Origin of the sequence: Bradyrhizobium sp. R2.2-H, from assembly GCF_004346455.1 — a bacterium.
Classification (GTDB): domain Bacteria; phylum Pseudomonadota; class Alphaproteobacteria; order Rhizobiales; family Xanthobacteraceae; genus Bradyrhizobium; species Bradyrhizobium diversitatis.
Genome location: NZ_SMBR01000002.1, coordinates 373,061 through 396,268 on the forward strand (window position 1 = coordinate 373,061; position 23,208 = coordinate 396,268).

The 23,208-nt window shown below is 65.5% G+C and carries 23 protein-coding genes and 1 tRNA gene; 14 read left to right on the forward strand and 10 right to left on the reverse strand.

All coding sequences use genetic code 11. The annotated features are described in order from the left end of the window. Nucleotides 1–35: 35 nt before the first annotated feature. Nucleotides 36–923 (forward strand): helix-turn-helix domain-containing protein, encoded by an 888-nt coding sequence (locus EDE08_RS05825; RefSeq protein WP_131868016.1) that lies wholly within the window; start codon nucleotides 36–38, stop codon nucleotides 921–923. Nucleotides 924–965: 42 nt separating this feature from the next. After that, nucleotides 966–1,562, forward strand: coding sequence for a cupin domain-containing protein (locus EDE08_RS05830; RefSeq protein ID WP_131868018.1), 597 nt, complete (start codon nucleotides 966–968; stop codon nucleotides 1,560–1,562). A gap of 9 nt (nucleotides 1,563–1,571) precedes the next feature. Here the strand turns inward: EDE08_RS05830 and EDE08_RS05835 are convergent, their stop codons facing one another. The 4 genes from EDE08_RS05835 to EDE08_RS05850 all read right to left on the reverse strand — a co-directional run bounded on the left by EDE08_RS05835 (nucleotide 1,572) and on the right by EDE08_RS05850 (nucleotide 5,974). Continuing rightward, complete coding sequence (locus EDE08_RS05835; RefSeq protein WP_165935750.1) at nucleotides 1,572–2,762, reverse strand: patatin-like phospholipase family protein; 1,191 nt, start codon at nucleotides 2,760–2,762, stop codon at nucleotides 1,572–1,574. 313 nt (nucleotides 2,763–3,075) lie between these two features. Then, on the reverse strand, nucleotides 3,076–3,672 hold the full coding sequence (plsY, locus tag EDE08_RS05840; protein ID WP_131868021.1) for a glycerol-3-phosphate 1-O-acyltransferase PlsY: 597 nt from the start codon (nucleotides 3,670–3,672) through the stop codon (nucleotides 3,076–3,078). A gap of 47 nt (nucleotides 3,673–3,719) precedes the next feature. Beyond that, a complete protein-coding gene (locus EDE08_RS05845; protein WP_165935784.1) occupies nucleotides 3,720–5,021 on the reverse strand; it encodes a dihydroorotase in 1,302 nt (433 codons plus the stop codon). A 5-nt stretch (nucleotides 5,022–5,026) separates the two neighbouring features. Beyond that, on the reverse strand, nucleotides 5,027–5,974 hold the full coding sequence (locus EDE08_RS05850) for an aspartate carbamoyltransferase catalytic subunit (RefSeq protein ID WP_061877308.1): 948 nt from the start codon (nucleotides 5,972–5,974) through the stop codon (nucleotides 5,027–5,029). A gap of 230 nt (nucleotides 5,975–6,204) precedes the next feature. On the opposite strand from EDE08_RS05850, the gene EDE08_RS05855 reads away from it, so the two are divergent. The 3 genes from EDE08_RS05855 to EDE08_RS05865 all read left to right on the forward strand — a co-directional run bounded on the left by EDE08_RS05855 (nucleotide 6,205) and on the right by EDE08_RS05865 (nucleotide 9,649). Continuing rightward, nucleotides 6,205–6,930: a M15 family metallopeptidase gene (locus EDE08_RS05855; RefSeq protein WP_165935749.1), complete on the forward strand. Its 726-nt coding sequence runs from the start codon at nucleotides 6,205–6,207 to the stop codon at nucleotides 6,928–6,930. A 189-nt stretch (nucleotides 6,931–7,119) separates the two neighbouring features. Then, nucleotides 7,120–8,763, forward strand: coding sequence for an isovaleryl-CoA dehydrogenase (locus EDE08_RS05860; RefSeq protein ID WP_131868027.1), 1,644 nt, complete (start codon nucleotides 7,120–7,122; stop codon nucleotides 8,761–8,763). A gap of 115 nt (nucleotides 8,764–8,878) precedes the next feature. After that, the gene (locus EDE08_RS05865) at nucleotides 8,879–9,649 is read left to right on the forward strand and encodes a CPBP family intramembrane glutamic endopeptidase (protein WP_131868324.1); all 771 of its coding nucleotides are present in this window, start codon (nucleotides 8,879–8,881) and stop codon (nucleotides 9,647–9,649) included. 45 nt (nucleotides 9,650–9,694) lie between these two features. On the opposite strand, the gene EDE08_RS05870 is transcribed toward EDE08_RS05865, so the two are convergent. Both EDE08_RS05870 and ruvX read right to left on the reverse strand, forming a co-directional pair. Then, nucleotides 9,695–10,615: an AEC family transporter gene (locus EDE08_RS05870; protein WP_131868030.1), complete on the reverse strand. Its 921-nt coding sequence runs from the start codon at nucleotides 10,613–10,615 to the stop codon at nucleotides 9,695–9,697. A 3-nt stretch (nucleotides 10,616–10,618) separates the two neighbouring features. Next, nucleotides 10,619–11,110, reverse strand: coding sequence for a Holliday junction resolvase RuvX (gene ruvX, locus EDE08_RS05875; protein ID WP_061877351.1), 492 nt, complete (start codon nucleotides 11,108–11,110; stop codon nucleotides 10,619–10,621). Between the two features lie 46 nt (nucleotides 11,111–11,156). On the opposite strand from ruvX, the gene EDE08_RS05880 reads away from it, so the two are divergent. Beyond that, nucleotides 11,157–11,372, forward strand: a complete 216-nt coding sequence (locus tag EDE08_RS05880; protein WP_061877313.1) for a hypothetical protein — start codon at nucleotides 11,157–11,159, stop codon at nucleotides 11,370–11,372. Nucleotides 11,373–11,429: 57 nt separating this feature from the next. Here the strand turns inward: EDE08_RS05880 and EDE08_RS05885 are convergent, their stop codons facing one another. Continuing rightward, complete coding sequence (locus EDE08_RS05885; protein WP_131868032.1) at nucleotides 11,430–12,365, reverse strand: cyclase family protein; 936 nt, start codon at nucleotides 12,363–12,365, stop codon at nucleotides 11,430–11,432. Between the two features lie 186 nt (nucleotides 12,366–12,551). Continuing rightward, nucleotides 12,552–13,442, reverse strand: coding sequence for a LysR family transcriptional regulator (locus EDE08_RS05890; protein WP_131868034.1), 891 nt, complete (start codon nucleotides 13,440–13,442; stop codon nucleotides 12,552–12,554). 99 nt (nucleotides 13,443–13,541) lie between these two features. Between EDE08_RS05890 and EDE08_RS05895 the strand changes: the two genes are divergently transcribed. From EDE08_RS05895 to EDE08_RS05945, 8 genes are all read left to right on the forward strand, one after another. Continuing rightward, complete coding sequence (locus EDE08_RS05895; RefSeq protein ID WP_131868036.1) at nucleotides 13,542–14,564, forward strand: NAD(P)H-dependent flavin oxidoreductase; 1,023 nt, start codon at nucleotides 13,542–13,544, stop codon at nucleotides 14,562–14,564. A 157-nt stretch (nucleotides 14,565–14,721) separates the two neighbouring features. After that, complete coding sequence (locus tag EDE08_RS05900; protein WP_131868038.1) at nucleotides 14,722–15,798, forward strand: NAD(P)H-dependent flavin oxidoreductase; 1,077 nt, start codon at nucleotides 14,722–14,724, stop codon at nucleotides 15,796–15,798. A gap of 304 nt (nucleotides 15,799–16,102) precedes the next feature. Beyond that, the gene (gene gatC, locus EDE08_RS05905; RefSeq protein ID WP_128265297.1) at nucleotides 16,103–16,390 is read left to right on the forward strand and encodes an Asp-tRNA(Asn)/Glu-tRNA(Gln) amidotransferase subunit GatC; all 288 of its coding nucleotides are present in this window, start codon (nucleotides 16,103–16,105) and stop codon (nucleotides 16,388–16,390) included. 18 nt (nucleotides 16,391–16,408) lie between these two features. Further along, the gene (locus tag EDE08_RS05910) at nucleotides 16,409–16,621 is read left to right on the forward strand and encodes a hypothetical protein (RefSeq protein WP_027547180.1); all 213 of its coding nucleotides are present in this window, start codon (nucleotides 16,409–16,411) and stop codon (nucleotides 16,619–16,621) included. Further along, the gene (gatA, locus tag EDE08_RS05915) at nucleotides 16,618–18,093 is read left to right on the forward strand and encodes an Asp-tRNA(Asn)/Glu-tRNA(Gln) amidotransferase subunit GatA (protein WP_131868040.1); all 1,476 of its coding nucleotides are present in this window, start codon (nucleotides 16,618–16,620) and stop codon (nucleotides 18,091–18,093) included. The genes EDE08_RS05910 and gatA overlap by 4 nt, the downstream gene beginning before the upstream one ends. After that, nucleotides 18,084–18,386: a hypothetical protein gene (locus tag EDE08_RS05920; protein ID WP_131868043.1), complete on the forward strand. Its 303-nt coding sequence runs from the start codon at nucleotides 18,084–18,086 to the stop codon at nucleotides 18,384–18,386. Before gatA ends, EDE08_RS05920 begins: the two co-directional genes overlap by 10 nt. Continuing rightward, nucleotides 18,383–19,861: an Asp-tRNA(Asn)/Glu-tRNA(Gln) amidotransferase subunit GatB gene (gene gatB / locus EDE08_RS05925; protein WP_131868045.1), complete on the forward strand. Its 1,479-nt coding sequence runs from the start codon at nucleotides 18,383–18,385 to the stop codon at nucleotides 19,859–19,861. Before EDE08_RS05920 ends, gatB begins: the two co-directional genes overlap by 4 nt. 1,508 nt (nucleotides 19,862–21,369) lie before the next feature. Next, nucleotides 21,370–21,636: a hypothetical protein gene (locus EDE08_RS05945; protein ID WP_061877321.1), complete on the forward strand. Its 267-nt coding sequence runs from the start codon at nucleotides 21,370–21,372 to the stop codon at nucleotides 21,634–21,636. A gap of 481 nt (nucleotides 21,637–22,117) precedes the next feature. Here the strand turns inward: EDE08_RS05945 and EDE08_RS05955 are convergent, their stop codons facing one another. Together EDE08_RS05955 and EDE08_RS05960 are read right to left on the reverse strand one after the other, a co-directional pair. Further along, the gene (locus EDE08_RS05955; RefSeq protein WP_131868325.1) at nucleotides 22,118–22,546 is read right to left on the reverse strand and encodes a VOC family protein; all 429 of its coding nucleotides are present in this window, start codon (nucleotides 22,544–22,546) and stop codon (nucleotides 22,118–22,120) included. 168 nt (nucleotides 22,547–22,714) lie between these two features. Continuing rightward, nucleotides 22,715–22,807 (reverse strand) — tRNA-Ser (locus EDE08_RS05960). Nucleotides 22,808–23,208 lie beyond the last annotated feature (401 nt).

Sequence of the window (23,208 nt, forward strand, 5' to 3'; positions counted from 1 at the left end):
CGCCTCAATTTTATGTGAGCACTGCGGATGCAGCCGTGCCGCATCTGGGCCGACCAATTGAACGCATGATCCTGCCGAACCCACACTGCACAGCCGGCTCGCAGTTCTTCGCCGCCGGCGAAGACCTCGACGGCATCGTCGAGTCGTTTTGCGATGTCGATCTCGCCGACGCCGCGTTCGCGCGTGCGTGCACCATCAACGTGCTGCCGACGACGTCGCCAGTCGTCATCGTGCACTACCGCGCGCCGATGGCCTCGCAGCGCGGCACCTACAAGCGCACCATCAACGGCATGCACACCCGTGCCGTGACGCTGAAGCCGTGCGGCCCGGTCGGCGCCGTGCTGGTTCGGCTCAAGGCCGACGCGGCCGACCGCGTGCTCGGGGTGAGGCCTGCCGACTTGCTCGATGCCAGCATCGAGCTGTCGGACATTTTTGGCACCGGCGCCGCCGCGCGGCTCGAGGAGCAACTGGCCGAGGCCGGCAGCGCAGCTGCGCGCGTTGCCTGCATGCGGGATTTTCTCCGAACGAGGACAGGGCCGGGCCGCCTCGATCCGCTGGCAGCGCAGGCGATGCGCGCGATCCAGCGCAATCCGTCAATCTCCATGCGCAGGCTTGCCGGACTTCTCGACATCGGCGAGCGCAGCCTGCAACGGCGCTTCAAGGCGGAGACCGGCGCGAGCGCAAAGCAGTTTGCGCGGATCGAGCGGATGCAGCAGGCGGTCGCCGCACATCGCGCCGGTCTTGATTGGGCCGGAGTCGCGCATGCGAGCGGCTTCACCGACCAGGCGCACCTGATCCACGATTTCCGCGCGCTCGCAGGTGTGCCGCCGGAAGCATTCTGCCGGCGTGCCGCGGCCGAGCGCATGCAGGCCTGGAATACGGAACTCGCTGCGTCGGATTTTTACAATACGTTCATCGCCTAGGCCGCTACCAGCGCGTCTCCTGAACCTGCAAGGAGACATAACATGCTGACCGAGATCGCCCGCGGCATGCGGCTGCGCAATGCCTTCAACAAGGAGACGTTCGTCTTCTCCGGCCCGCTCGACAATCTCGACGTCGCGCGGTTCGGCGTGATTCTCGAAAAGGGCGGCTCGGGCGGCGGCAATGCGCTGGTGCATGTCCATCCCGGCGCGGACGAACATTTCGCGGTGAGGAGCGGTCGCGTCAAGATCGTCGTCGACGGACGTGAGCAAGTGGTGGAGGCGGGCGGCGGTGTGACCGTGCCCCGCGGCCGACCGCACTACTTCGCCAACGTCGGCGAGGGCAATGCCGAGCTCGAGGTCTCGTTCACGCCGGCGCAGCAGCATCTGCGCTTCTTCGCCAATTTCGTCACGCTCACGGCGAAGCAGCCCAAATGGTTCTCCAGCGCCGGCGATCCGAACTTCCTGCTGATCGCACTGGTGCTACACGCCTATCGCAATCACATGTATCTGGCCGGCGTGCCGATCTGGCTACAAAAACTGCTGTTCGCCGTGCTTGCGCCGATGGCGCGCCTTTCCGGCTATCGGTTGGCGATCGAGCCGTTGCGTGAGGCGCCGGCCAGGTCAGGCCCTGCAGCGTGAGGCGAGGGATCAGACCAGTGCCGGCTCGGCTGCCGCGGGCGCGGCTCCCTGCGTCGCCCCCGCATCTTGCCTGAGCCAGCGCGCGGCAGCCTCGCGACCGCTCCGGTGCAGCAGGCGAATGAAGCCGCGGCCGAGATCGGTCGATGAGCGCTGCGCCAGACCGTCAATGGAGTCTTCCGCCGCGATCCTGGTGAGGCGCAGCGAAGAGGCTTCGTGGGACTGCGCCCATGCGATCGCCGCGATCTCGGCATTGAGGGCGGCGTTGGCCACGATTTGGTCGAGCCTGCGGTCGATCGCGGCGAGCGTGATCGGCACATAGCTGTCACGCGTCGGGGTGACCTGGACGAGCAGCAGATCCGTCGCTGCGGTTTCCTGGACCAGCCGCAGCAGCGGCGGATTGCCGCCGAAGCCACCGTCCCAATAGGCCTCGCCGTCGATCTCGACGGCGCAGTGAACCAGCGGTGGACAGGTCGAGGCCAGCGCGACGTCCGCGGAGATGGCGTCGTTGGCGAAGATCTGCTGCTGCCCGTCGCGGATCCGCGTCGCCGCGATCAGCAGCTTCGGGCAGCGCGCGTCGTGCAAGATGGAAAAGTTGATGTCGCGCGCCAGCGCCTGCCGCAGCGGATCGAGATCGAACGGATCGAACTGCCCGGAGCGCAGAGTCGGGCCGAACGCGACCGAGCTTCCCGCCGGCGAAAAGCCGCCGACCAGCATCAGCGAGCGGAACGAGGCCTCGTGCATCAGCCGGACCCAGAACCGGTTCAGCCGGCTGCGGGCGCCTTCGCGGCCGCCTTCGGCAAGGCCGCAGGCGAGCAGCAGCGCATTGATGGCGCCGGCGCTGGCGCCGCTGACGGTGTCGATCGCGATGTCGGGCTCTTCCAGCAGCCGCTCTAGCACGCCCCAGGTGAAGGCGGCAAAGGTGCCGCCGCCCTGGAGCGCCAGCGACAGTTTTCGCGGCGGCCATTGGCCGGAACACGCTGGCGGGAGTGCGACCGGTGCAGCCCTGGGGACCACGACGTCGCGCGGAGCGTCGGCCTGCACGATGGGCTCAGGCCACGGCGCTTGCGGCGAATCGGGCGCGGGGGCGGGCGGCGGCGCATCGGACCAGATATTGGTCGCAGAGAGCAGCCGGCTTGCCGCGCTGCCGGAAGCGCTGAGCGAACCAACCCCGTCATGTGCGCCGACAATCATCTCGCTCATTCTGAGCAACCGCGTAACGCCGTTTCCTGTGTCAGGATGACAGGCATGGAACCCGTTCGCTACTGTCTGCAGCGAGCGGTGCCAAAGTTGCGAACAGGATTTGGCATATAATGCGGAGGGTGTGCGGCGATATCCGTACTTTTTCCGGCTTCAGATTCCTGTTTGACGCGTTCTCTTGACGCGAACCGGCATCCACTTCGCTCGAAAACGCTCTAAAGCGCGATGAGATTTGGATGAATCGTCATCGCGCTTCAGGTCGTTGTTTCCGCATGATCTTTCCGGAAAACCGCCTCGCACTTTTCCGGATCATGCTTCAGGCCTTTTCGCCGATCCGGCTTTCCTTGCCGGTTTGCAGGCGCCTGATGTTCTCGCGATGCGCGTAGAACAAGAGCAGCGTCAGCACCGCCGTCAGCGCCGACAATGCGAGGTGGCCGAACCACCACAGGAACATGGGCGTGATGAACGCCGCCACCAGCGCGGACAGCGAGGAATAGCGGGTGGTGAAGGCGGTCGCCAGCCACAGCACGCAGAACACGACGGCGCCCGGCCAGAACAGGCCAAGCAGGACGCCGATATAGACGGCGACGCCCTTGCCGCCCTTGAACTTGAGCCAGACCGGGAAGAGGTGGCCGAGGAAGGCGCCGAGCCCGGCCACCATGGCGGCATTGGGTCCTGCGATGTAGCCGGCGATCACCACGGCCACGGTGCCCTTGAGCGCATCGAACAGCAGGGTGCCCGCGGCGAGGCTCTTCCGTCCCGTGCGCAGCACATTGGTGGCGCCGATGCTGCCGGAGCCGATCGAGCGGATGTCCTGGGTGCCGGCGAGCCTGGTCAGGATCAGCCCGAACGGAATCGAGCCGAACAGGTAGCCGATGAGGAAGGCCACCGGCAGAAATGCTTCAAGCGCCATGGCGGCAGCTCCAAAGGCAGGAATTCCATGTCGAACGATCGGATACGTCAGACATGCTCATAGACCGTCCGGCCGCCGACAATGGTGCGCACCACGCGGCCTGTAAAGCGGGCCTCGTCGAACGGGGTGTTCTTGCAGGGTGATTTGAGGTCGGCGGGATCGACCACCCAGGGCGTGTCGGGATCGATCACCATGACGTCGGCGGGGCTGCCGGCGCGCAGGGTTCCGCCTGCTAGCCCGAGCAGCTCGGCCGGACGGGTCGACATCGCGCGGATCAGCGTCTTCAGTTCCAGTTCGCCGTTGTGAACCAGCCGCAGGCCGGCGGGCAGCATGGTCTCGAGCCCCACGGCTCCAGGTGCGGCTTCCGCGAACGGCAGGCGCTTGACCTCGACGTCCTGCGGATTGTGGTCGGACATGATGACGTCGAGGAGGCCGGAGGCGATTGCCGCCACCAGCGCGCGGCGGTCGTCCTCGGTCCGCAGCGGCGGCGACAGCTTCAGGAACGAACGGTAGGGGCCGATGTCGTTCTCGTTCAGCGCCAGATGGTTGATCGAGACCGAGGCGCTGACCGCGAGCCCGGCGTCGCGGGCGCGCTGGAGGATGTCGAGGGAGTCGATGCAGGTGAGCGAAGCCGCGTGGTAGCGGCCGCCGGTGAGTGCGACGAGGCGCAGGTCGCGCTCCAGCATCACGGCTTCGGCGGCATTGGGGATGCCCATCAAGCCGAGCCGGGTCGCGAACTCGCCCTCGTTCATCACGCCTTCGCCGACCAGATTGGGGTCCTCGGTGTGATGCACGATCAACGCGTCGAAGTCGCGGGCGTAGGTCAGCGCGCGGCGCATGACCTGGGCGTTGGTCACGCTCTTGTCGCCGTCGCTGAAGGCGACCGCGCCGGCGGCTTTCAGGAGGCCGAACTCGGTCATCTCCTCGCCGTGCATGCCCTTGGTCAGCGCCGCCATCGGCTGGATGTTGACGATCGCGGTGTCGCGGGCGCGGCGCATCACGAAGTCGACGGTTGCCGAGTTGTCGATGACGGGAGAGGTGGCCGGCTGGCAGATGATGGTGGTGATGCCGCCGGTCGCGGCGGCCTGGCTCGCGGAGGCAAAGGTCTCGCGATGGCTGAGGCCGGGCTCGCCGACGAAGGCGCGCATGTCGATCAGGCCCGGCGCCACGATCTTGCCGGAGCAGTTGACGATGTCGGTGCCCTCGGGGACGCCGGCCGCGCCGATGCCGCGGCGCGTCTCGCGGATGGTGCCGTCCGCAATGAGAACGTCGCCGACGCCGTCGAAATCCCTGGAGGGATCGACGACGCGGGCATTGGCGAGCAGGATGGGGCGGCGATCGGTCAGCATCGGCATCACGCGTTCGGCAGGTTGCGGGCGAGCGCTTCCAGTACGGCCATGCGCACGGCGACGCCCATTTCCACCTGTTCGCGGATCAGGGACTGGGCGCCGTCGGCCACGATCGAGTCGATCTCCACGCCGCGGTTCATGGGACCCGGATGCATCACGAGGGCATCCGGCTTGGCGTAGGCGAGCTTCTTCTGGTCGAGCCCGAAATAATGGAAATACTCCGATGACGAGGGCACGAAGGAGCCGTTCATGCGCTCGCGCTGCAGCCGCAGCATCATGACGATGTCGGCGCCCTCGAGGCCCTCGCGCATGTCGCGCGCGACCTCGACGCCCATCCGCTCGATCCCGGTCGGCAGCAGCGTGGAAGGCCCGACGACGCGGACGCGGGCGCCCATGGTGTTGAGCAGGATGATGTTGGAGCGGGCGACGCGCGAATGCAGCACGTCGCCGCAGATCGCGACCACGAGGCCCTCGATACGGCCCTTGTTGCGGCGGATGGTGAGCGCGTCGAGCAGCGCCTGCGTCGGATGCTCGTGTGCGCCGTCGCCGGCATTGATCACGGAACCGTCAACCTTCCGCGCCAGTAGTTCCACCGCGCCGGAGGCGTGATGGCGCACCACCAGGATGTCCGGGTGCATCGCATTCAGCGTCACGGCAGTGTCGATCAGGGTCTCGCCCTTGCGGATCGAGGACGAGGATACCGACATGTTCATGACGTCGGCGCCGAGCCGCTTGCCTGCGAGCTCGAACGAGGACTGGGTCCGGGTGGACGCCTCGAAGAAGAGGTTCACCTGCGTCCGTCCACGCAGGACGGTGCGCTTCTTGTCAACCTGGCGGTTGACCTCGACATATTCTTCGGACAGGTCGAGGAGGCCGCTGATGTCGGCCGCGGAAAGGCCCTCGATGCCCAGCAAATGCCGGTGGCCGAGGACGAAGGTCGATTTCGATGTCATTAAAAGCAGAGCTATAGGGGCGGATGGCGGGGGGAGCAAGGGGCAAAGGCGGGGATGGGAGTTATCCCCCGATCTGTCGATGGTGGCTCATCACCGTCATGCCCGGGCTTGTCCCGGGCATCCACGTTCTTGCACGCTCGCCGGAAAAAGGGGCGTGGATGGCCGGGACAAGCCCGGCCATGACGACGCGGAGGCATCTCGTGAAGTCAATTCCAATTGCGGCCATAGCCATGGCCATAACCATAATCTCACCGGCCCACGCCCAATCGCTCCCCGGCGGCTTCGTGTACCTGCGCGATATCGATCCCAGCATCATCCAGGACATCCGCTACGCCACGTCGAACAATTTCGTCGGCCGTCCGCTCGCCGGCTATGGCGCGGGCGAATGCGTGGTGAAGCGCGAGGTCGGGCTGCGGCTGAAGGCGGTCCAGCAGGAACTGGCCGCGCAGAACCTGTCGCTGAAAATGTTCGACTGCTACCGGCCTGCGCGGGCCTCGCTCGACATGGTCAAGTGGTCGCAGAACGGTCACGAGACGGCGGCCGAGCGGCGCTACAACCCGAACATTCCGAAGACCGAGCTGTTCCGCCTCGGCTATATTGCGAGCCGATCGCAGCATTCCACGGGCGCAGCGCTCGACCTCACGCTGGTCGATCTCAAGGCCGACAACTCCGCCAAATACGATCCATCGAAGACCTATGCCGACTGCACGGCGCCGGTCGCGATGCGCGCGCCGGAGGGCAGCGTCGACATGGGCACAGGCTACGACTGTACCGACGCGAAGGGGCATACCGCTGTAACGTCGATCAATCCGGAGCAACGCACCTGGCGCAAGCGGCTGGTCGCTGCGATGGCCAGGCAAGGCTTTGTGAACTATTCGAAGGAGTGGTGGCATTTTTCCCTGCCGGGGGCGGGCGGGGCGGCCTATGATTTCCCGATCCAGCCGCGGATAAGGTAGAGTTCGATTGGAACGGAAGCAGCCGCGAGCAGAGTTACCTCTCCCGAGGGGAGAGGTCGGCGCGAAGCGCCGGGTGAGGGGATCAGGTCCCTCGGTGGAGCGTAATCCCTCACCCGCGCCTCCGGCGCGACCTCTCCCGTTCGGGAGAGGTGGCACCGCCCGAGCCGAGATAAATTCGATGGAAGCGCCATGACCCAGCCGAGCTTTGCGACCCACGAGGTCTTCAACCAGTCGCCGCCGTTCGAGGACGTCGACCTGTTCGCCACGGACCGGCCGCTGGTGGAAGCGGTCAGGGCCAATGGCGGCGCGGCGGCGGAGTGCGAGCTGTCGGCGTTCGGCAAGCAATGGGGCTCGGCCGCGATGGCCGATCGCGGGCGCCTCGCGAACGAGAACACACCGAAGCTGCGCAGCTTCGATGCCAAAGGCAATCGCCGCGACCAGGTCGAGTTTCATCCCGCCTATCACGAGCTGATGGCGCACAGTGCGCATGCGGGCGTGCACAATTCGACCTGGACGGCGGACGGAAGGCCAGCGGGCGATGCCGCCGAGGTCATTCGTGCCGCGAAATTCTACATGGCCGCGCAGGTCGAGACCGGCCATCTCTGTCCGATCACGATGACGCGCGCCTCGGTCGGTGCGCTGGCGATGCAGCCTGACTTGCTCGCGCGCGTGATGCCGGTGCTGTCGACGAAGAGCTATGATCCCAGCTTTGCGCCGTGGTGGCAGAAGCGCGGCATGACGCTCGGCATGGGCATGACCGAGAAGCAGGGCGGCACCGACGTGCGTGCCAACATGACGCGGGCCGTGCGTGACGGGGACGGCTATCGCATCACCGGTCACAAATGGTTCATGTCGGCGCCGATGTGCGACGCGTTCCTGGTGCTGGCGCAGGCGGATGGCGGGCTGACCTGCTTCTTCATGCCGCGCTTTGCGCCGGACGGCTCGGTCAACGCCATCCAGTTCCAGCGGCTGAAGGACAAGCTCGGCAACCGCTCCAATGCCTCGTCCGAGGTCGAGTTCGTCGGCGCCTATGCCGAAAGGGTCGGCGAGGAGGGCAAGGGCATCCGCACCATCATCCAGATGGTGCAGCTGACGCGGCAGGATTGCGCGATTGCCTCCGTCGGCCTGATGCGCTCGGGGCTCGCACATGCGCTGCATCACGCGCGGCACCGCAGCGTGTTCCAGAAGCATCTTGCCGATCAGCCCCTGATGCAGGCCGTGCTGTCGGATATGGCGCTGCATGTCGAGGCGAGCACGGCGCTGGTGATGCGGCTCTGCCGCGCCTTCGACCGCACGCCGCATGATGCGGCGGAGGCGGCCTATATGCGGCTGCTGACGCCCGCGATCAAATACTGGACCTGCAAGAGCGCGCCGCCGTTTCTCTACGAGGCGATGGAGTGCCTGGGCGGCAATGGCTATGTCGAGGACGGCATCCTGGCCCGCCACTATCGGGAGTCGCCGGTCAACGCGATCTGGGAAGGTTCGGGCAACGTCATGTGCCTCGACGTGCTCCGCGCGCTCTCACGCGAGCCGGAGGCGGCGATGGCGGTGCTGCAAGCGCTTGCGGCGGAGACCAAGGGCCTGCCGGGGGCCGGTGAGGCGGCCACCTTCATCGGCCAGACCTTCCGTCGCGCCGACGGCGAGCGCGTCGCGCGCCTTGCCGTCGAGAAGCTGGCGCTGCTTGCCGCCGCCGCGGCCCTCAGTGGCGTGTCGCCGCACAATGCCGAATTGTTCGCGAGCACGCGTCTTGCCGCCAATCACGCCAGCATGTACGGCGCGGTGGAGCTGAAGAGCGGCGACGTGCGCGCGCTGCTGGAGCGGGCGCTGCCGTGATTGTTTATTCCGTCATTCCGGGACGGTCCGAAGGGCGACCTCGGAATCTCGAGATTCCGGGTTCGGTCCTTCGGACCGCCCCGGAATGACGGTGCTCTCCAACGAAAGCCTCCTGATGGACTCCCTCAATCCCGACCATCCGCCGATCACAGCGGCGCCTGCGGACCTCGCGCCACGTGTCTGGAAGTTCTGGGGAACCGCGCTGTGGGGCGTCTTCATCTTCGTCGCGATGTTCGTCGGGCAGATCGGCGCCGTCGTTCTGCTGGCGTTGCAGCGCGGTCTTCCGATGGACCTGTCTTCGCTCCAAATCATCGGCCGCGAGCCCCAGACACTCGCGCTCTCGGTCATCATGGGGCTGCCCGCGACGCTTCTTGCGGTCTGGCTCGCCATTCGCATCAAGAAGGCGTCCTTTGTCGACTATCTCGCGCTGCATTGGCCGTCCTGGAAGCAGCTGCTTTTCGGCGCCGTCGGCCTCATCCTGATCGTGCTGGTCTGGGAGACGATGTCGCGCGCGCTGGGCCGCGAGGCGACGCCAGGCTTCATGACCGATCTGTTGAAATCGGGACGCGACAAGGGCGCTGCCCTGTTGCTCCTGTTCGCCTTCAGCGTGGCCGCGCCGATGTCGGAAGAGATTCTGGCGCGAGGCTTCCTCTATCGCGGCTGGTCGGCGAGCTTCCTGCGCGTGCCCGGCGCGATCCTGCTGTCGTCGCTGATCTGGACGGTCGTGCATCTGCAATACGACCTGTACTTCCTCACCGAAGTCCTCGCCATCGGCCTGTGGTTCGGCTACATGCGCTATCGCTCCGGCTCGCTCTGGCTCACCATCGTGCTCCACGCGCTGAACAATCTGACCGCGGTGGTGCTGACGATGTGGCTGGGGAGCTAGGCCTCATACTCCGTCGTTGCGAGGGCAGCAAAGCAACCCAGAATCCTAGGCCAGCGCGATCGCGATCGGCATCGTGATTGCCGCCAGGATGGTCTGCAGCGTGATGATCTGCGCGAGCAGCGGCGCGTCGCCGCCCATCTGGCGGGCCAGCACATAGGCGCTGGGCGAGGTCGGCACGGCCGCGCAGATCGCGACGATTGCGAGGCTGTTGCCGGTAATGCCGAACCAGGCCGCGAGCCCCAGCGCGAGCGCGGGCATCAGCACCAGCTTCAGGCCGACGCCGATGGCTGCGCCCAGGCTGGGGCGCAACAGGCCCTTCAGATGCAGGCCCGCGCCGGTGACGAGCAGGCCGATGGCGAGCGAGGACCGGCTCAGCGCGTCCGCCACCTCGTGCCAGATTTTTGGCAGCGGCAGGTGCATCAGATTGACGGCAAGGCCGATCGCGCAGGCCCAGATCAGTGGATTGCGGATCACCGTCATGGCGATGGTGCGCGGGGATCGCTTCTCCTGTGCGGCGTAACGAGCGAGCACCGAGACGCTGAACACGTTGACGAGCGGGATGATCGCGACCATGGCCACGGAGGCGAGCGCCAGCCCGAGATCGCCGAACATGTTGGCGGCGATCGACAGCGCAACGAAGGTCTGCCAGCGCGTTGCGCCCTGGAAGATCGAGGTGAAGGCGGGGCCATCGATACCGAGCCGCGCCAGCGCCGGCCGCAGCGCGAGACAGAGCAGCGACATCGCGAGCGCCGACAGCAGCAGCGCGCCGCCGACGCCGGCGACCGGCACCCTGGAGAGGTCGGCCTTGACCAGGGTCTGGATCAGCAGCATCGGGAACAGCACGAAATAGGTCAGCTGCTCCAGCCCGTGCCATTGCGTGTCGAGACGCATCAGGCTGTGCTTCAGCACGACACCGAGCACGATGAGGATGAAGACCGGCAGCAGCGCCGCGATCACGACCGGCATGGATCAGTCCGTCCCCGGCGCCGAGCGCAGATTTGCCAGACGGTCGAGCGCGCCCTGCAGGATGAAGATCGCGGCATGCTCGTCGATCACCTCGGCGCGCTTGGCGCGGCTGACGTCCATGCCGATCAGCTCGCGCTCGACCGCCGCGGTCGAGAGGCGCTCGTCCCAGAGGCCGATGGGCAGCTGAGTCAGTCCGGCGAGATTGCGGGCGAAGGCGCGGGTGGATTGCGCGCGCGGGCCCTCGCTGCCGTCCATGTTGATGGGCAGGCCGAGCACGAAGCCGACCGCCTTGCGCTCGGTGGCGATGGCCAGCAGCCTGGCGGCATCCTGCTTGAACTGCTTGCGCTGGATCGTCTCGACGCCGGTCGCCAGCCGCCGGTCCGGATCGGACACGGCAACACCGATGGTCTTGGTGCCGAGATCGAGCCCGACCAGCGCGCCGCGCGCGGGCCAGTGGGTTGCAGCATCGACGAGGGACAGGATAAGAGCCGGCATGGCTTAGCGCATATCACGCGTCGCGCTGGGGGGTGAACTGGTAACCATGGATGCACTGACACTATTCGGCCTGTTTGCCGTGACGGCGATGCTGGTCTGCTATGCCCTGGAGGATCGCAGCCACTGGTTCGTGCTGCTGTTCGCGGCGTCCTGCGCACTGGGGTCGGCCTATGGCTTCCTGCAAGGCGCCTGGCCGTTCGGCCTCGTCGAGGCGATCTGGGCGGTGGTGGCATTGCGGCGGTGGCATTTGAAGCCGCGGTGACGGAGGGGTGGGCGAGGGGCCTGCCGCGCGGCAAGCGGCTCCTCGCCCGATCTCAACTCAGCGGATCGCAATCGGGTTGATCATCGCCTGCACGCCGCCGGTCCAGCGCGGCTGTCCCAGCACGAATAGGAACTCATAGCCCTTGTCGCGGGCCAGCGCGGCGGTATCCATGTTTTCGAGGATGTAGGTCCCGTTCATCGCGAGCAGGATCTGGTGCACCTCGAACACGTTCTTGGATTCGAACGGCAGCACCTCGAGTCCCCAGGTGTCGGCACCGACCGCGACGACACCCTTGCCAGTCAGATATTTTGCACCCTCGACGCCGAGCCCGGGCTCGCCGGCCGAGTAGCGCTTGTCGTCCTTGCCGATCAGGCTGAGCCAGCCGGTGTGGAAGATGACGACGTCGCCCTGGCGGATCTCGACATTCTGCTGCTTGGCGGCTTCCTCGATCTCCTTGACGTTGAAGGCGGTGCCTTCCTTGACCACGTCGGTCTTGAAATAGGCGGCCATGTCGAGCAGCACGCCGCGGGTGACCATCGGCGGCACCTTCTCGATGCCGAGCTTCCTCAGACCGTTGGGATCGGCGAAGTCGGCGAGCTTGTTGCCGTTGTAATAGACGTGTTCGATGCCGAGATGGCCGAGCCCGTCGAGCTGGCTGCCGATGCCGACCCAGCTGTCGAGGATGTCATCGTTGTAGGTGGCCTTGTTGGGACCGAGACCCGGGCTGCCGGCCTGTCCGGGCTGCACGATGGTGAGCTTGAATGCGCGCGGCGGATAGGCGGGCGTCTGCGGCGTGACGGGAATGCCGAGGGCGTAGGTCTTGCCGGTCTTCACCAGCGATGCCGCCTTCATCACGAGCTCGGGCGTCATGTAGTTGGCGGCGCCGACCTCGTCGTTCGGCCCCCATTTCGATTTGGTCCAGTCCTGTGCGCTTGCAGTTCCTGATATCGCCGACAACACAGCGACACAGCACAACACGAGCGTATTGCGCATCGATAGTCCTCCCGATGTTCTTGCCGATGTTTGGCTTCGTTATGGTTTTGCGCTGGCCAGTCAGTCATCCTAACGTAGAATGATCGCGGGCTTCAAAGCTTTTTGATGTGCTGCGTTGCCGCGTAGGGCAGCGTGGAAACGCGATGGATTTGTGACGAATTTCGTGCAGTGGAACGCTGCGTCGCGTCAGGCCGCGATGACGTCGTCGTCCTTCTTCAGGCAGTCGGCAAAGCCGCTCAGCGCGCTGGTTTGATGGCCCGCGCGGCGGTGGATGAAAAGTGTCTCGACGCGCGCGTGCGCCGGGCTCAGCGCGTGGATCGCGATGCTGCCGTTCATCGCGCTGCGCTCGACGACCGCGCGCGGCAGCAACGTTACGCCCATGTCGGCGGCGACGCAGCCGATCATGCCGTCGAGCGTGCCGAGCTCGAAGCGCGCGGCCGATGGCCAGCCGTACTCGACGAATACCTGTTCGAGCCGCTGGCGGTAGGTGCAGCCGGTGCGGAAAACCAGCGCGGTCGGCCCGGACTCCGGCGTTCCCGCGCGCAGCTCGGTCATCGAGGCCCAGCGCCGTGCGCTGACCAGCACCAGCTCCTCGCGGAAGGCGCTCGTCGCGATGAGATCGGCATGCGTGATGGGACCCGCGACGAAGGCGCCGTCGAGCGAGCCTTCAAGCACGCCGGTGACGAGGTCGGCCGTCGGCGCGGTACGCAAGGAAAGGCGCACGGCGGGGAAGCGGCGGTGGAAGTCGGCGAGCAGCGGCGGCAGACGCACGGCCGCCGTCGTCTCCATCGATCCGATCGCGAGCGGTCCTTTCGGCGCGCCATCGTCGCGAGCGGCGAGCAAGGCCTCGCGCGAGAGCGCTGCCATCTTTTGCGCGTAGGGGAGAAAGCGCTTGCCGGCGCCGGTCAGCGTCATGCCGCGGCTGTGGCGCTCGAACAGCGCCGTGCCGATCTCCGCCTCCAGCGCCTTCACGCGCTGGGTGACGTTCGACTGCACCGTGTTGAGCTCTTCGGCGGCGCGGGTGATGCCGCCCGTGCGGGCGACGGCGGCGAAGGTCTTGATATCGCTGAGTTCCATGGCGCCGTTCCGCTTTCGAGATGGCAGCGTTCGCAACAATTCATTTCTGGAGAATGCTAGTCGCGCCTAGTCTCGCTGTCCAGAGATCGGGGAGAAGCCATGCCGATGACGACGTCGCTAACCACGCTGCTGGAGATCGCGCATCCGATCTTGCTGGCGCCGATGGATGTCGTCGCCGGCAGTCGCCTGGTCGCGGCTGTGAGCCGCGCCGGCGGGTTCGGCATTCTCGGCGGTGGCTATGGCGAGCGAGCGTGGCTGGAGCAGGAGACTGCGAAGCTCGCCGAACTGCGGGCGCCGTTCGGGATCGGCTTCATCACCTGGAGCCTCGCCAAGCGGCCCGAGCTTCTCGATGTCGCGCTCGCTGCAAAACCAGATGCGATCATGTTGTCGTTCGGCGATCCCGCGCCGTTCGCAGCGAAGATCAAGTCCGCCGGTGCACGCCTGATCTGCCAGGTCCAGGACGAGGCGATGGCGCGACAGGCGCTCGATGCCGGCGCCGATGTCCTGATCGCGCAGGGAACGGAGGCGGGCGGGCATGGTTCCTCGCGCACCACCGTCGATCTCGTGCCGGCGATCGTCGATCTTGCCGCCGGCCGCGTGCCGGTGGTCGCGGCCGGCGGCATCGCCGACGGGCGCGGGCTCGCCGCCATGATGATGCTGGGCGCGAGCGGCGTGCTGCTCGGCACGCGCTTCTATGCGAGCCGGGAGGCCGACGGCGCTGAGGAGGCGAAGCGGCGCATCTGTGCGGCGAACAGCGGCTCCACGGTGCGCGGCATCATCTTCGATCTCTCGCGCAACAATGTCTGGCCGGCGCCCTTCACCGGGCGGTGCCTGATCAATGATCACGCCCGGCGCTGGATCGGCCGCGAGGTCGAGCTGATGCAGAATGTCGCCGCAGTTGCGGTGGACTATGCCGCGGCAAAAGCCGCCGGCGACTTCGACACCGCGGCCGTGATCGCGGGCGAGGCCGTGGGGCTGATTCATGATATCCCACCGGCGGCCGAGATCGTCGAGCGGATTGTCGTGGAGACCGAGCAGTTGCTAGAGGGAAAACGCAATTCGGTGACAGCGGCCCGGAATTCCTCACCCTCCACTGGAGGGGGAGGGTCGCTGCGCATGTAGCGAAGCGAAATGCGGAGCGGGGTGGGGTGATCTCTCCACACGGGCAGCTTCTCCGTGGAGGGACTGTCACCCCACCCCGCTCGCGCTTTGCGCGATCGACCCTCCCCCTCCAGGGTCCCTCCAGGGGAGGGTAAGAAAGAACGCGGGAGAACAAACCATGTGGCCTGACCGTCGACTGATCGATCTGTTCAAGACCGAATTCCCGATCGTGCTGGCGCCGATGGCCGGCGCCATGGATGCGGAGCTGGTGATTGCGGCCGCGCAAGGCGGCGCGCTGGGCTCGCTGCCATGCGCGATGCTGTCGGCCGAGAAGGCGCGCGAGCAGGTCGGTCTCATCCGCCAGCGCGTGAAGGCGCCGGTCAACATGAACTTCTTCTGCCACACGCCGGTCGAGCTGACAGCCGAGGCCGAAGCGCGCTGGAAGCAGCGGCTCGCGAGCTATTACACCGAGCATGGTCTCGATCCCGCAGCACCGATCGCCGCGGCCAACCGCGCGCCATTCGACGCGGCGTTCTGCGAGGTTGTCGAGGAGCTGAAGCCGGAGGTCGTCAGCTTCCATTTCGGCCTGCCGGAGCAGGCGCTGCTCAAGCGCGTCAAGGCGGCCGGCTGCCGCGTCATCTCCTCCGCCACGACGGTGAAGGAAGCGGTCTGGCTGGAGGAGCGCGGCGTCGACGCCGTGATCGCGCAAGGCGCCGAGGCGGGCGGTCATCGTGGCATGTTCCTCACCGACAGGATCGCAGAACAGCCCGGCACGTTCGCGCTGGTGCCGCAGGTTGCCGATGCCGTGAAGGTGCCGGTGATCGCGGCGGGCGGCATCGCCGATGGACGCGGCATCGCCGCGGCCTTCGCACTCGGCGCATCCGGCGTGCAGATCGGCAGCGCTTATCTGCGCTGTCCGGAATCCAGGGTCAGCGCGGGCGGCCGCAAGGCGCTCGCGGAGGCGCGGGACGATTCCACCGTCATCACCAATGTCATGACCGGCCGGCCGGCGCGCGGCGTCCAGAACCGCCTGATGCGCGAGGCCGGCCCGGTCTCGCCGGATGCGCCGCCGTTTCCCCATGCCGCGACCGCGCTTGGGCCGCTGAAGGCGGCTGCCGAAAAGCAGGGCAGGGTGGATTTTACCAATCTCTGGGCGGGGCAGGCCATCGCGCTCGGCCGCGAGGTCCCCGCCGCCGAGTTGACCCGGGATCTCGCCAAATCGGCCTTGGCTCGCCTGAAAGCGCTGGCCGGCTGAAGCGGGCGTGAAATCAGGCGAGCCGGCTGGACCGTGGTTCACCTCTCCCCAACGGGGAGAGGTCGGATTGCGCAGCAATCCGGGTGAGGGGCCGCGGCGCTCAGTGAGACCTAAGCCCCTCACCCGGCTCGCATCTTCGATGCGATCCGACCTCTCCCTACGGGAGAGGTGAGTCGGGTTCTGGGCGCGCACCGATTCAACCAATGCCCATCCCGGCCTTCGCCGGTTGCGGCGCAAAACCGGCCTCTGCTATACGGCACTCAGGTTTTACCGTGCTGGGTTTTGCCGTGAGAGGCCTTATATAATGTCCGTCGACGCCGCTACCGTCCGCCGCATCGCGCATCTGGCGCGCATTGCGGTTTCCGAGGACGAGGTTCCGCATCTGCAGGGCGAACTCAACGCCATGCTCGCTTTCGTCGAGCAGCTCTCGGAGGTCAATGTCGAGGGCGTGGAGCCGATGACCTCGGTCACCCCGATGCAGATGAAGAAGCGGCAGGACGTGGTCGATGACGGCGAGATCGCCGACGATATCGTTGCCAACGCGCCCGCGACCGAGGGGCACTTCTTCCTGGTGCCGAAGGTTGTCGAGTAACTTTTAGGACCTTGTCCGATGTGCCTGCTATGCGACGATGAGAAGGCCTATCAGGCCTACATGAATTATCTCGACAAGATGGAGCGGCAGGGCAAGGCCGCCGACCCCAATGTCGCCGTCAATGCCGTGCTCGACGAGATCGAGGCCGCTGCGAAAGCCGCCGCCAAGAAAGACGACCCGGCCAACGACAAGACCCTGTCTCCGTTCTTCTGCAGCCCGATCAATAAATGACCGATTTGACATCGCTGACGCTCGCCGAGGCCCGCAAGGGTCTCGCCGACAAGACTTTCACGTCGCTCGAGCTGACCGACGCGCATCTTTCCGCGATCGAAGCCGCGCGCGTGCTCAACGCCTTCGTGATGGAGACGCCGGATCGCGCGCGCGACATGGCGAAGGCCGTGGACGAGAAGATCGCCAAGGGGGAGGGCGGCCCGCTCGCGGGCATCCCGCTCGGCATCAAGGACCTGTTCGCGACCAAGGGCGTGCGCACCACGGCGTGCTCGAAGATCCTCGGCAATTTCGTGCCGACTTATGAGTCCACCGTCACCTCGCAGCTCTGGCGCGACGGCGCGGTGATGCTCGGCAAGCTCAACAATGACGAGTTCGCGATGGGCTCGTCGAACGAGACCTCCTGCTTCGGCCCCGTCGGCAATCCCTGGCGGCGCGACGGCAGCAACACCACGCTGGTGCCGGGCGGCTCGTCCGGCGGCTCGGCCTCGGCCGTGGCGGCGCTGCTGTGCATGGGCGCGACCGCGACCGACACCGGCGGCTCGATCCGCCAGCCGGCGGCGTTCACCGCGACCGTCGGCATCAAGCCGACCTATGGCCGCTGCTCGCGTTGGGGCATCGTCGCCTTCGCGTCGTCGCTCGACCAGGCCGGTCCGATCGCGCGCAGCGTGCGCGATGCCGCGATGCTGCTGCGCTCGATGGCCGGCCATGACCCCATGGATACGACGTCAGTCGACATTCCCGTGCCGGATTACGAGGCCGCGATCGGCAAGTCCGTGAAGGGCATGAAGATCGGCATCCCCCGGGAGTATCGTCTCGACGGCATGCCGGCCGAGATCGAGAAACTCTGGAGCGAGGGCGCGGCCTGGCTGAAGGCGGCCGGCGCCGAGCTGGTCGAAGTTTCGCTGCCGCACACCAAATATGCGCTGCCGGCCTATTACATCGTGGCGCCGGCGGAGGCCTCCTCCAACCTCGCGCGCTATGACGGCGTCCGCTACGGCCTGCGCGAGCCGGCCAAGAACATCATCGAACTCTACGAGAATACCCGCGCGTCGGGCTTTGGCGCCGAGGTGAAGCGCCGGGTCATGATCGGCACCTATGTGCTCTCGGCCGGCTATTACGACGCCTATTATCTGCGCGCGCAAAAAGTGCGGACGCTGATCAAGAAGGATTTCGAGGACTGCTTCGCGAGGGGCGTCGACGCGATCCTCACCCCCGCAACGCCGTCGGCAGCCTTCGGCGTCGGCGAGAAGGGCGGCGCCGATCCGGTCGAGATGTACCTCAACGACATCTTCACGGTGACCGTGAACATGGCGGGCCTTCCGGGCATCGCCGTGCCCGCCGGCAAGGACGCGCAGGGCCTGCCGCTCGGCCTCCAATTGATCGGCCGTCCGTTCGACGAGGAGACGCTGTTCTCGCTCGGCGAGGTGATCGAGCAGGCCGCCGGCCGCTTCACGCCCGCGAGGTGGTGGTGAATGTCGCTGATTTCATCGCGAGCCTCGGCGGCGCGGCGCCCGCGCCGGATCTGAACGCGCCGCTCGCCGGCCTCTGGTGGGCTGCGAAGGGGGACTGGGACCGCGCGCACAAGATCGTTCAGGACGATAATGGCCGTGACGCCGCCTGGGTGCACGCTTACTTGCACCGCGTCGAAGGCGACCTCGGCAATGCCGGCTACTGGTACCGCCAGGCTGGCCAGCCCACGGCAAAGGATTCATTGGAGGCAGAGTGGGAGCGGATCGCTGCCACGCTGCTCGGGAGCAGGACATGAGCACGGCCACGCACAAGCTTCTCAAGGGCGCCACGGGTGACTGGGAGATGGTCATCGGCATGGAGATCCACGCCCAGGTGACCTCGAACGCGAAGCTGTTCTCCGGCGCCTCCACGGAATTCGGCGGCGAGCCGAACACGCACGTGTCGCTGGTCGATGCCGCGATGCCGGGGATGCTGCCCGTCATCAACGAGGAATGCGTCAGGCAGGCTGTCCGGACCGGGCTCGGTCTCAACGCGAAGATCAATCTGCGTTCGGTGTTCGACCGGAAGAACTATTTCTATCCGGACTCGCCGCAGGGCTACCAGATCAGCCAGTACAAGTCGCCGGTCGTGGGCGAGGGAGAGGTGCTGGTCGAGCTCGACGGCGGCCGCAGCGTCAGCATCGGCATCGAGCGGCTGCATCTGGAGCAGGACGCCGGCAAGCTGCTGCACGACCGGTCGCCGACCATGTCCAATGTCGATCTCAACCGCTGCGGCGTGGCGCTGATGGAGATCGTGTCAAAGCCGGACATCCGCGACGCCGAGCAGGCCAAGGCCTATGTCACCAAGCTGCGCTCGATCCTGCGCTATCTCGGCACCTGTGATGGCGACATGGAGAAGGGCTCCTTGCGTGCCGACGTCAACGTCTCGGTGCGCAAGCCGGGTGGGCCGCTCGGCACCCGGTGCGAGATCAAGAACATGAACTCGATCACCTTCATCGGCCAGGCGATCGATTACGAAGCGCGGCGCCAGATCGAAATCCTCGAGGACGGCGGCCGGATCGACCAGGAAACGCGGCTCTATGATCCCAACAAGGGCGAGACGCGCTCGATGCGGTCGAAGGAAGAGGCGCATGACTACCGCTACTTCCCCGATCCCGACCTGCTGCCGCTGGAGTTCAGCCAGGAATTCGTCGACGCGTTGAAGGCGAAGTTGCCGGAGCTGCCGGACCAGAAGAAGACGCGCTTCGTCGCCGATTTCGGCCTGTCGGCTTACGACGCGAGCGTGCTGGTCGCAGAGCGCGAGAGTGCGGTGTTCTACGAGACGGTGCTCGACAAGCTCGCCAATCGCGCCCGCGACGGCAAGCTGGCGGCGAACTGGGTGATCAACGAGCTGTTCGGCCGTCTCAACAAGGAAGGACGGGACATTACGGGCTCTCCGGTCAATGCGGAGCAGCTGGCAGCGATCATCGACCTGATCGGCGAGGGAACGATCTCCGGCAAGATCGCCAAGGATCTGTTCGAGATCGTCTGGCAGGAAGGCGGCGATCCCCGCGCGCTGGTGGAAAGCCGCGGCATGAAGCAGGTGACGGATCTTTCCGCGATCGAAAAGGTTGTCGACGACATCATCGCGGCCAATCCGGACAAGGCGGCGCAGGTCAAGGACAAGCCGCAGTCGCTCGGCTGGTTCGTCGGCCAGGTGATGAAGGCGTCCGGCGGCAAGGCCAACCCGCAGAGCGTCAACGACCTGCTCAAGTCCAAGCTCGGCCTCTAGCCTCACGCGTTCTAACGAGGTGGCGGACATGCTTCGCCGCCTCGCTTTCTGCTCTCGGTGCGACGCTCGCGCGCATCCTCGGCGGCAAACTTCATCCCGATCGACAGTGCCGCAGCCACCGAATCGCCGTCACGCGATTCGCGCAAAACGGCGGCTTGCACTCGCTCAGACGAGCGTTTGCGCCGTTAAGGATGAAAATATTTTCGTTGCCAAAATTCGCGACTCAGAGTCCGCGAAGTGCCTCTGCGAGACAGTGGGGGGAATGGCGATGCACATCATCGCGTCGATCGCGTGCGATGCGCGCGTGCAGAAAAATACTTGCTGCATAGTGTTTTTCTGCAATCGCATCAGTCGCGAAGGTCGGCGCTACGCGTGTTCTCCTCGATCGCAGGTACACCTCGTGCGGTGCGTTTGCGTCGCGCTCGCCAAGCGCACGCGCGTTGCGCCGTCAACACTTCTTTAAGCGAGACGCTGTTTTTTTCTTCGTGTTGGTGTATTCGGGATGAAGTGCATTCGATCCCCGAGTGCACGCAGCGATTAAAGCCATCTCACACATCGGAGGGCAACATGGCCAAGAAAGCGAAGAAGGCGAAGGCGAAGAAGGCGAAGAGCGCAGTGAAGAAGACTGCGAAGAAGACCCGCAAGGTCGCGAAGAAGAAGAAGTAACTTCGCTTCTGAAGTTGCCGGCTCCAGATAGCCGGCACGTCATCAGCGCCTCCTAGAGGGTTCTGGTCGACGATAGAGGGTGTCGGCGAGACATCAGGTCAACGGTCGGACCGTTCTCTTTCGCGGTCCGGCAGAAGAAACGAGTTTTCTTCGTTCGGTGCGGTTCTCCGGCAAGGAGCTCCGCAATTTCACGAGAGGCCTTCGGGCCGAAGTGGAATCTGGTCCTGACGTGTTCGCCGACGCCCTCGTTCTCATGAGGCCGGGGTATTGCCGGCATTCCTTTCCCCCCGACATTGCTGATCTGACCGCGACGTGGCCGCGCCGCCTTGGTGCAGGCGAGGGCCGTGCATGATTGCACGCCGTCTGCGTGCCGCTTCTCCAGGCGCGGTGTCATCGCCCGGCTCCGACCGGGCGATTTAATACGCCGAGACGGTCGTGGTTGAAACGATGGGCCGCAGCGTATCGGATTCCCCGCCTGCGCGAGGAATGACAGGTGGGTGCGGCCACGACGGCGCGCCGCTCCATGAATTGGAGCCGTAGCACGCGCCACCGCGCGCGATGGTTATCGATCTGCCAAAATCCCAGGGTAAACCGAATCTGACGAATTGCAGAAGTGCCTGCAAATCAGCGACTTTTTGAATTTCCCGTACGCGCCTCGCGCGCTCGCGTTTACGCCTGCTTCATCGCGATACTTAAACTGCCATTCAAATTTGCCCGCCATCATCACCTCCAACAAGCCGGCAAACGGCATGGGCAAGAAGACTCGGGGAAGAGTTGAGCAGTATTTCGGACGGGAGCCGCGCTCGGGGGACGAGGCGGCATAAGAACAAAGGGGATGCGTGATGTTTCAGGGTACTTTCGATCTCGAGACGGCGACGCCGATCGACGCGAGCGCGCTGTCGGACGTGCTGTTCGAGCGCGGGATCTATTGGGCGAGCGGTCGCTCCGGGATCGTCGATCTCGTCGCCGCGCACAAATGGTTCAACCTCGCAGCGTTGAAGGGCCGCAAGGACGCGGTGGCGCTGCGCCAGGAGGTCGCCGGACAGATGTCGGATGCCGAGATCTCCATCGCCCAGCGCGAGGCGAGGGCCTGGGTCTCCGCGCACTGAGATGAGAACCGCCTCCGACCCGTGTTTGCACGGGTGGGCCCGGTTGCGCTGAATCAATTGTGCTTGTCGTGCCGCCGCATAAGACCCGACGGCATGGGCGACCAAGACACGAATGGACGATGGCTTCCGATCCAGATCGCTCCCGACGAGTGCGATCTGGAACTAGGGCGTCTGCACAAGACGGGAATTGTGTCCTGGTCCTTCCCGTGCCGGCGCAAGGGCGGCGTCTGGTTCAACGTCTGGGCCGGCGAGGCTGTGCTGATATCGCCCTCGCATTGGCGGGTATGGCGATCCGGCATCTAGGTGCGCGCACACATATATTAAGGAGCACGCGAATCGAGCTGAACTCCCGATGCTCGTCCGTGGGCCGGGCTCTCGCCGGCGTGCTGTTCGCCACCGTATATCCAGTCCGGGTTGAATATCACAGGATATCCGGCAGCGATCCAATCCCGCAACGCAGAGCAGTGCGCCGGACTAAACCCTAAAAATCCACCACCACCGACGGCGCACTGCGCTTCGCCTCGCCGTGGAAAACGGCCTCGATGTTGTTACCATCAGGGTCGAGCACGAAAGCCGCATAATATCCGGGATGATAGGCTCTCTCGCCGGGCGCACCGTTGTCGCGCCCGCCATGGGTCAGCGCCGCGTTGTGGAAGGCATCCACTGTCGCGCGGTCCCTCGCCTGGAAGGCAAGGTGGTGTCGTCCTGTCAGAACACCCAGCGCCGCCGGGCTTTCTGCCGAAGACACGACGAGTTCGTCAGCCCAGAAATATCCATCGGCGGTGTCGATAACTGGAATCTCCAGCACAGCCAGAATGGCAGTGTAGAAATCCCGGCTGGCCTTGAGATCCTGCACCACGAGCTGGATGTGGTCGATAAGCCGACCTCGATGCAATTGGCGAATTTCGATGATCTCTCTCCTTGTCAAAGCTGGCTGATAAAATTCATTGCTGAGCATCAGTCCGGCCGATGACGGTCAGGTCATTCCTCAGCCTCTGACAAGGACGCCTTCTACACTGCTCGCCAGTCCACATGGTTTCATGCGGCAATATCGCGCTGTAGAGGGGAATCGGCGGGGTGGCGGAGAGGGAGGGATTCGAACCCTCGATACAGCTTGAGACCGTATGACGCTTTAGCAAAGCGTTGCCTTCAGCCACTCGGCCACCTCTCCGGTGCGAGCCTTATGCCTCTAATTACTTGGGCCGGTCAATTTAGAAGCGTGTGATTTCGCTCGAATATTCCCAGTGATCTTCGCCGCAAGGCGGCTGTCGTCGCGGCGAGAGTGTGGCGCTGCGAGAGCGGACGCGAGGCTTGAACCTCGGGCACATTGCAAGGGTGTTCCCCGCATGGAAACGTCCTTGCTCACGTCGGAAGCCGATTTGCTTGCAAATTCAATGGCTCGCGAGAAGGAGCTATAGAGACTTGGCAGCCCGCATCTTGGCTCGCCCAGCTGTCGGCCCGATTCCCAATAATCCCGCCCCTACAGAGAGTGTCTGCCGGCCGTCTCAGGCGTAGCAGGTGCCCCAACTTGCATCCGACTGGCCGCCGCGGGGCGGTCGATACCCTCTCATT